The sequence below is a fragment of the Mitsuaria sp. TWR114 genome, assembly GCF_007997345.1.
This window is the reverse complement of sequence record NZ_VOSR01000136.1, coordinates 21622-28794: the sequence shown is the minus strand read 5'-3', so window position 1 is coordinate 28794 and position 7173 is coordinate 21622. Positions and strand designations below refer to the sequence as shown.

The following is a 7173-nucleotide window of genomic DNA, read 5'->3' as shown; positions in this document are numbered from 1 at the left end:
GCGCGCCGGTCAGCGCGAGGAACAGACCCACGCGGCCTGGAAGGCGCGACAGGAACCAACTCCCGCCCACGTCGGGATACAGCCCCAACGTGATTTCCGGCATGGCGAGCCGGCTGCGCGGCGTCACCACGCGGTGCGACGCGCCCGCCATCAGACCGATGCCGCCGCCCATCACGATGCCGTGGCCCCACACGAGCAGCGGCTTCGGATAGCGATGGATCGCGTGATCGAGGCGGTACTCGCGCTCGAAGAAGTCCGCCGCGTCCTTCGGCACGCGGCCGGCGCCGGCTTCACGCATCGCGCGATACAGGCCGACGACGTCACCGCCCGCGCAGAACGCCTTCTCGCCGCTGCCATCGAGGATCACGCCAGCGATGCTGGGATCCTCGGCCCACTGGTCCAGTTGCGCCTGCAGCGCGTCGACCATCGTCAGCGTCAACGCGTTGAGGCTGTCCGGCGCGTTCAGCGTCGCGTGGCCGAAGCGGTGTCCGGACGCCGTCACCAGCGTGCCGAAACGCACCGGCGCGTCGTCCACGCCTTTCATCGAAGAAGTCATCGTGCCCTCCTCACGCGTTGCGCCATTGCGGCTTGCGCTTGTCGAGGAAGGCCTGCACGCCTTCGCGCTGATCCTCCGAATCGAACAGCGCGACGAAGGCTTCCCGCTCGGCCGCCAGCTGCGATCGCGGCGGCGCCGAGCGCGCGCCCTGGATCAGCTGCTTGCACGCGGCGACGCTGGTCGGGCTCTGGCCCTGCGCGCGCTCGGCCCATTGCAGCGCTAGCGCCAGCGCGCCGCCTTTGGGCGCCAGCTCATCCACCAGTCCGATGCGCAGCGCCGTCTCGGCGTCGACGCGCTCGCCCAGCAGCACCAGGCGCTTGGCCCAGGCCTCGCCGACCGTCCAGCTCAGCCACTGCGTGCCGCCCGCGCAGGGCAACAGGCCGACGGTCGCCTCGGGCAGCGCCATCACGGCATGCGGTTCGGCGATGCGAAGGTCGCAGGCCAGCGCGCATTCGAGGCCACCGCCCATCGCGTAGCCATTGAGGGCCGCGATGCTCACGCCGCGGAAACCCGCCAGCGCCTCGAAGGCTTCGCCGAAGCGGCGCGCCATCGTTGCGGCGACGCCCTTGTCGCCATCGGCGAAGAGCTTCAGGTCGGCGCCGGCGCTGAAGAACTTTTCGCCCTCGCCGGTGATGACGAGCGCGTAGATGTCGCGATCGGCGTTGAGGTCGGCCACCAGGCGCGTCAAGGCGGCGAGGCTGTCGGCGGTCCAGGTGTGGGCGGGCGGGTTCGTCAAGGTGACGACGGCGGTGTGGCCGCGTCGCTCCAGGCGCAGCCCGGCGTAATGGATGTCGCTTTCGGTTGAGAGGGGCATGGTGACGAATGGAAGAAGAAGTGTGGTTGGCGACGGCCGCTCTCTCGCAAGCGGGAGAGCAGGAGGCGCAAGCAGCGAGAGCTGCAGTGATCACCGGATCGCTTCAGGCGCGTGGTCCTGCAGCATCCGGCGCGCGACGATGACCCGCATGATCTCGTTGGTGCCTTCGAGGATCTGGTGCACGCGCGCGTCGCGCAGGTAGCGCTCCAGCGGGTACTCGCGGATGTAGCCGTAGCCGCCGTGGATCTGCAGCGCCTCGTTGCACACGCCGAAGCCGATGTCCGTCGCCAGCCGCTTGGCCATCGCGCAGTACACCTGCGCATCGGGCGACTTCGCATCCAGCTTGGACGCGGCCAGCCGCACCATCTGCCGCGCGGCCACGAGCTCGGTGGCCATGTCGGCGAGCTTGAACTGCAGCGCCTGCATGTCCGCCAGCGCCCGCCCGAACTGGCGCCTCTCGTGCATGTAGCGCTGCGCCGCGGTCAACGCGCCCTGCGCGGCGCCCACCGAGCAGGTCGCGATATTGATGCGGCCGCCGTCCAGCCCCTGCATCGCGATGCGAAATCCCTGCCCTTCCTCGCCGAGCAACTGCGCCGCCGGCACGCGCACCCCATCGAAGGCGATCGCGCGCGTGGGCTGGCTGTTCCAGCCCATCTTGTCCTCCTTGCGGCCGTACTCGATGCCTGCGGCATCGGCCTCGACGAGGAAGGCGGAGATGCCATCCGCGCCCGCCCCGCCGGTGCGCGCCATCACGACCAGCACGTCGGTCGCGCCCGCGCCGGAGATGAAGGCCTTGCCACCGTCGAGCACATACGCATCGCCATCGCGCCGCGCCGTCGTGCGCAGCGATGCCGCATCCGATCCCGCACCTGGCTCGGTGAGGCAGTAGGACGCGAGCTTGTTCCCCGCGCACAGCGACGGCCCCCATTGCGCCGCGACCTCGGGCCGCGCGAACGCCGTCACCATCCACGTCGCCATGTTGTGGATGCTCAGGAACGCCGTCGTCGACGGGCAGGCCGCGGCCAGCTCCTCGAAGACCAGCGTCGCGTCCAGCCGCGGCAGGCCGAGACCACCCGCCGCCTCGTCCGCGTAGAGCCCGCAAAAGCCCAGCTCGCCCGCATGCCGCAGCGTGTCGCGCGGGAAGATCCCGCCCGCGTCCCACGCCGCCGCATGCGGCGCCATCTCGTCGCGCGCGAAGTCCCGCGCCGCCTGCTGGAAGGCGCGCTGCTGCTCGTTCAGCTCGAAGTCCATGGGCGGCTCCGCCTCACTTCAGGCTGATCGTCGTGTTGACGCCGCCGGCGGACGCATCGTCGAACCAGCGCGCCGTCACCGTCTTCGTCTGCGTGTAGAAGAGCACCACCTGCTTGCCGTAGGGCCCCAGGTCGCCCAGCTTGGAGGCGCGCGATCCCGTGAACGAGAACAGCGGCACCGGCACCGGAATCGGCACGTTGATGCCGACCTGGCCGACGTCGATCTCGTCCTCGAAGCGCCGCGCCGCCGCGCCGGACTGCGTGAACAGCGCCGTGCCGTTGCCGTTCGGGTTGGCGTTGATCATCGCGATCGCCTCGTCGAGCGTGGCGGCCTCCGCGACGCACAGCACCGGGCCGAAGACCTCCTGCTCATAGATGCTCATGCCGGGCTTCACGCCGCTGAACACCGTCGGGCCGACGAAGTTGCCCTCCTTCAGTTGACCGCTCAGCGGCGGCAGCCGGCCATCGAGCGCCAGCGTCGCGCCATCCTCGATGCCGCGCGCGATGAGCCGCTCGACCCGGTCGCGCGCCGCGCACGAGATCAGCGGCCCCACGTCCGTCGTGGCCGAATCGCCGGCGCCGACGCTCAGGCCCCTGGCCTTCTCGATCAGCTCGGGCAGCCAGTCGCGCGCCGCGCCGACCAGCACCGCCACCGACACCGCCATGCAGCGCTGCCCCGCCGCGCCGAAGGCGGCGCCCACCAGCGCGTTGAGCGTCTGTTCCTTGTGCGCGTCGGGCAGCACGACGGCGTGGTTCTTCGCGCCCATCATGCATTGCACGCGCTTGCCGGCTTTCGTGGCGCGGTCGTGCACCAGCGTGCCCACGCGCGTCGAGCCGACGAAGGACACGGCGCGGATGTCGGTGTGATCGCACAGCGCGTTGACCACGTCCTCGCCGCCATGCACGACGTTGAGCACGCCCTTGGGGATGCCGGCCTCCAGCGCCAGCTCGACCAGCCGCATCGTCACCATCGGATCCTGCTCCGAGGGCTTGAGCACGAAGGTGTTGCCGCAGGCGATCGCCATCGGGAACATCCACAGCGGGATCATCGCGGGGAAGTTGAACGGCGTGATGCCGGCGCACACGCCCAGCGGCTGCAGCAGCGTGTAGGTGTCGACGCCGCTGGCGACGTTGTGCGCGCGCTCGCCCATCTGCAGCAAGCCGATGTTGGCTGCGTGCTCCACCACCTCCAGGCCGCGGAACACGTCGCCCTCGGCATCGGCCAGGGTCTTGCCCTGCTCCGCCGTCAGCGTCGCGGCCAGCGACTTGAGGTGATCGCGGATCAGCTGCTGGTACTTGAGGAAGATGCGGGCACGCGCGCCGATCGGCGTCTTGCGCCAAGTCTTGAAGGCCTCGCGCGCGGCGGCGATGGCGGCCTCGACTTCGTCGGGCGTCGCCATCGGCACGCGCGCCAGGCGCTGCTGCGTCGCGGGGTTGATCACGTCGCGCCATTCGGCGCTGCGGGATTGAACGAACTCGCCGTTGATCAACAGCGGAATGCGCGGCACATCGTCGCGGGTCATCGTGTCTCCTGGTACTCCCCTCGGTCAGGGGCTCCAGAAGAATCTATCGGCGAACGGCCCGCGCGGCGCGCCCGCGCCCCGCTGTGAAAAGGAAAAGTGGCGAAGCGCTTCGCAGCCCGGCGACCTGTCCCGCGAAGTTTGCGAATCAGGCGGACCGCGCAGCGGGTCGCGCCACGCATGACGCTCAATCGGCCAGGCGCCTCAGCTCATCGAGGAATCTCGCCGCCGCCACGTCCGACGGCCACGGCTCCCACGGCGTGCCGCCGTACAGCGCCTGCAAGGGATCGGTGTCGAGCACAGGGTGCGTGATGCCGAGCACCTCGCGCACTTCGCGCTCGGACCAGCCGGTGCAGTGCACGGCCTCGGTCGCGGCGGCGATGCTGTCGGCACGCTTGTGCAACGCATGGGTGTCCGGCGTCCAGTCCGGCATCCGGTAGCGCGTGGCGATGGCCTGCATCAGCCGGTCGCCGACGATGCGGAAGGGCTCGCCCAGCACGCGCTTGAGCGGCGAGATGCAATCGAAGCCGAGGAAGCCCTCCTCGGCGTCATGCAGCAGTTCAGCGCGTTGCAGCGCGAGGGAAAGCGAGGTGCCGGCCTCCCGCGCCCATTGGCGCCGCAGCGCCAGCACCAGCAGCGAGTGCTGCGCCACGGACAGCGGCCAGGGCCAGGTGGATTCGCCGCCCCAGCGGTAGGTGCGTGCCAGGCGCAGCGCGAGGTCCTGGTCGGTCCAGGCCTGCGGCGACGGATTGATCAGGTCGAGCGCCGCCCCGGAGGGCAGGCGGATCCAGGCGCGGAGATGGTCGGTCATGCGGCCGACTGTAGCGAGCCGCCCCGGCCAGGATTGGCAGCAGCGGCTCTGGCCCACGTCGCCCCCGCCCGGCGGGCGTCCCTCGCGCCCGCGACGCGACCGCGCGTTTCCCCTCGATGCCGGAACCGGCATCAACGGCCCTGCCGATTTCATTGGTGCGGCCAGCGCCCGCTTCCTAGCATCCTCCGCGGGTCCGAAAACCGCCGCGGCACGACCCGCGGCGGCGCGGACCCGGTCACGACAACCACAAGACCGGAGACAAGACATGACCCTCACCCCTTCGCGCCGCGCGAGCGTGTCGCGCTGGCTGCGCCACGCACGCGCCGTCCTCGCCCTGGGTGCCGCCGTCGTCGGCGCAGCGTCGCCGCCGCGCCCTGGACGCTCACCGGCTCCCTGGGCACGCACGATCCCAACATCTACAAGACCAGCACGACCTGGTGGATCTTCGAGACCACCGACAACAACGGCATCGGCGTGAAGTTCTCCAGCGACGGCCACGCGTGGACGCAGGGCGTGCCGATCTTCGGCAGCGGCCTGTCCTGGTGGCAGCAGTACGTCGCCGCCGGCAAGCCGGCCCAGGTCTGGGCGCCGGGCTGCGGCGAATGGGGCTCGATGGGCTACTGCTACTACGCGGTGTCGAGCTTCGGCTCGCAGAAGTCGGCGATCGGGCTGACCACCTCGGCGGGCGGCATCGCCGCCGGCAAATGGGTCGACCAGGGCGCCGTCGTGACTTCGGCGCCCGGCGACACCTTCAACGCGATCGACCCGGCGCTGGCCAAGACGACGAGCGGCAGTCCCTATCTGGTCTACGGCTCGTTCTGGAACGGCATCTTCATCCGCCCGGTCAGCAGCACCACGCTGAAACCCTCGGGCACGCCGGTCAACATCGCGCGCGACAACGTCAACGGCATCGAGAACGGCTTCGTCATCTCGCATGCGACGAACGGGACGACCTGGTACTACCTCTTCGCGTCCAAGAACGCCTGCTGCAAGGGCGCGGACAGCACCTACCGCATCGTCGTCGGGCGCTCGAGCTCGATCACCGGGCCCTACGTCGACAAGGCCGGCGTGGCGATGATGTCGGGCGGCGGCACGGTGCTGGCGTCCAGCGGCTCGCGCTTCAAGGGACCGGGCGGGCAGTCGCTGCTGGCCGACGGATCGGTCATCGCCTGGCATGCCTACGACGCGCAGAACAACGGCGCGCCGGTGCTGTTCATCAACAACGTGACCTGGGGCTCGGACGGGTGGCCGCAGCCCGTGTGGTGAGCGTCCGCCGCGTCGCGGTCCTCGCGGCGGTGCTGGGGGCGCTGGCCGGGCTCGTGGCCGGCTCGCTCGTCGGCCCTGGCCGCGAGCCCGTCACGCTGGCCGAGCAGGTCATCCCACCGACGACGGCACGGCCGGCGCGCCCGGATCCCGCCTTCGCGGCGGGCGCCGCATCGGCGAGCCTGCCCGCGCCGCGCCCGGCCGGTGCGGACGGTCGCGTCGACCTCGGCGCGCTGCTGCGCGCGCCGCTGTCGGAACTCCGCACCAGCCTGCTGACCGCGCTGCGGCACCGGTCCGAAGGCGGCTGGCTGTACGCCCGCGCGCTAGCGCGCCAGTGCTCGGCGCTGGAGATGGTCGAGATGCGCGAGCACCTGGCGCCCGCCGCCTTCCAGCCGGCGATCGACCTGAACCAGCCGGGCGCGCAGCGCGCGCTCACGCTGCGCGACCAGCTCATGGCCGGTTGCTCGCAGTTGCAGCCGGACGAACTGCTCGAGGCGATGAACGTGCCACCGGGCGCGGCCGATCCGCTGATCGCGGTGATGGACCAGCCCGCCCGCCCCGGCAGCGCGCAGGCCCGCGAGCGCCTGGCGGCCATCCTGTCGCGGCCGGACCCGTTGATGCTCGCCGAGCTCGGCCCCAGCCTGCTGGCGCGCGACGGCGAGGCCATCGTCTTCGACGGCAAGCGCATCGACGGCGATGAACGCCAGTTGCTGGAGGGCGCGGCGGTCCTGCTGCCCTGCTCGCTCGGGCTGATCTGCGACGGGCAGGACGTCAACGTCTGGGGGCCCTGCCTCATCGACGGCATGTGCAAGGTGTCGTCGCGCGAGGACTTCGTGATGAACAACGTCCAGGCCAGCGAGCATCCGGAGCGCCGCGCGGCGGTGCTCGCCTGGGTGGAGCGGCTGCGCGCCGCGGTCGTCGCGGGCGACGTGGATCGCTTCCTCAAGCCGCCGACATGA

General features: G+C 70.9%; 7 protein-coding genes. 2 read left to right on the top strand and 5 right to left on the bottom strand.

What is annotated here, in order from left to right; translation table 11 throughout:
- The 5 genes from FUT87_RS06590 to FUT87_RS06570 all read right to left on the bottom strand — a co-directional run.
- Nucleotides 1-556: enoyl-CoA hydratase/isomerase family protein (locus FUT87_RS06590; protein ID WP_186830393.1), on the bottom strand; the 556-nt coding region annotated here is incomplete at its 3' end.
- A gap of 10 nt (nucleotides 557-566) precedes the next feature.
- Nucleotides 567-1370, bottom strand: coding sequence for an enoyl-CoA hydratase (locus tag FUT87_RS06585; protein ID WP_147240497.1), 804 nt, complete (start codon nucleotides 1368-1370; stop codon nucleotides 567-569).
- Nucleotides 1371-1460: 90 nt separating this feature from the next.
- Nucleotides 1461-2621 carry an acyl-CoA dehydrogenase family protein gene (locus FUT87_RS06580; RefSeq protein WP_147240496.1) on the bottom strand — a complete coding sequence of 387 codons (1161 nt, stop codon included), beginning with the start codon at nucleotides 2619-2621 and terminating at the stop codon, nucleotides 1461-1463.
- A 13-nt stretch (nucleotides 2622-2634) separates the two neighbouring features.
- Nucleotides 2635-4143 (bottom strand): CoA-acylating methylmalonate-semialdehyde dehydrogenase, encoded by a 1509-nt coding sequence (locus tag FUT87_RS06575; RefSeq protein WP_147240495.1) that lies wholly within the window; start codon nucleotides 4141-4143, stop codon nucleotides 2635-2637.
- A 184-nt stretch (nucleotides 4144-4327) separates the two neighbouring features.
- Nucleotides 4328-4951: a phosphohydrolase gene (locus FUT87_RS06570; protein WP_147240494.1), complete on the bottom strand. Its 624-nt coding sequence runs from the start codon at nucleotides 4949-4951 to the stop codon at nucleotides 4328-4330.
- Between FUT87_RS06570 and FUT87_RS06565 the strand changes: the two genes are divergently transcribed.
- Both FUT87_RS06565 and FUT87_RS06560 read left to right on the top strand, forming a co-directional pair.
- On the top strand, nucleotides 4940-6217 hold the full coding sequence (locus FUT87_RS06565; protein WP_147240493.1) for a family 43 glycosylhydrolase: 1278 nt from the start codon (nucleotides 4940-4942) through the stop codon (nucleotides 6215-6217). The genes FUT87_RS06570 and FUT87_RS06565 overlap by 12 nt on opposite strands.
- Nucleotides 6214-7173 carry a hypothetical protein gene (locus tag FUT87_RS06560; protein WP_147240492.1) on the top strand — a complete coding sequence of 320 codons (960 nt, stop codon included), beginning with the start codon at nucleotides 6214-6216 and terminating at the stop codon, nucleotides 7171-7173. The genes FUT87_RS06565 and FUT87_RS06560 overlap by 4 nt, the downstream gene beginning before the upstream one ends.

What these genes read in the sequence shown, in the direction of transcription:
- FUT87_RS06575 (WP_147240495.1), bottom strand. Translation starts at nt 4,143, where the DNA reads ATGACCCGCGACGATGTGCCGCGCATTCCGCTGTTGATCAACGGCGAG.
- FUT87_RS06580 (WP_147240496.1), bottom strand. Translation starts at nt 2,621, where the DNA reads ATGGACTTCGAGCTGAACGAGCAGCAGCGCGCCTTCCAGCAGGCGGCG.
- FUT87_RS06565 (WP_147240493.1), top strand. Translation starts at nt 4,940, where the DNA reads ATGGTCGGTCATGCGGCCGACTGTAGCGAGCCGCCCCGGCCAGGATTG.
- FUT87_RS06570 (WP_147240494.1), bottom strand. Translation starts at nt 4,951, where the DNA reads ATGACCGACCATCTCCGCGCCTGGATCCGCCTGCCCTCCGGGGCGGCG.
- FUT87_RS06585 (WP_147240497.1), bottom strand. Translation starts at nt 1,370, where the DNA reads ATGCCCCTCTCAACCGAAAGCGACATCCATTACGCCGGGCTGCGCCTG.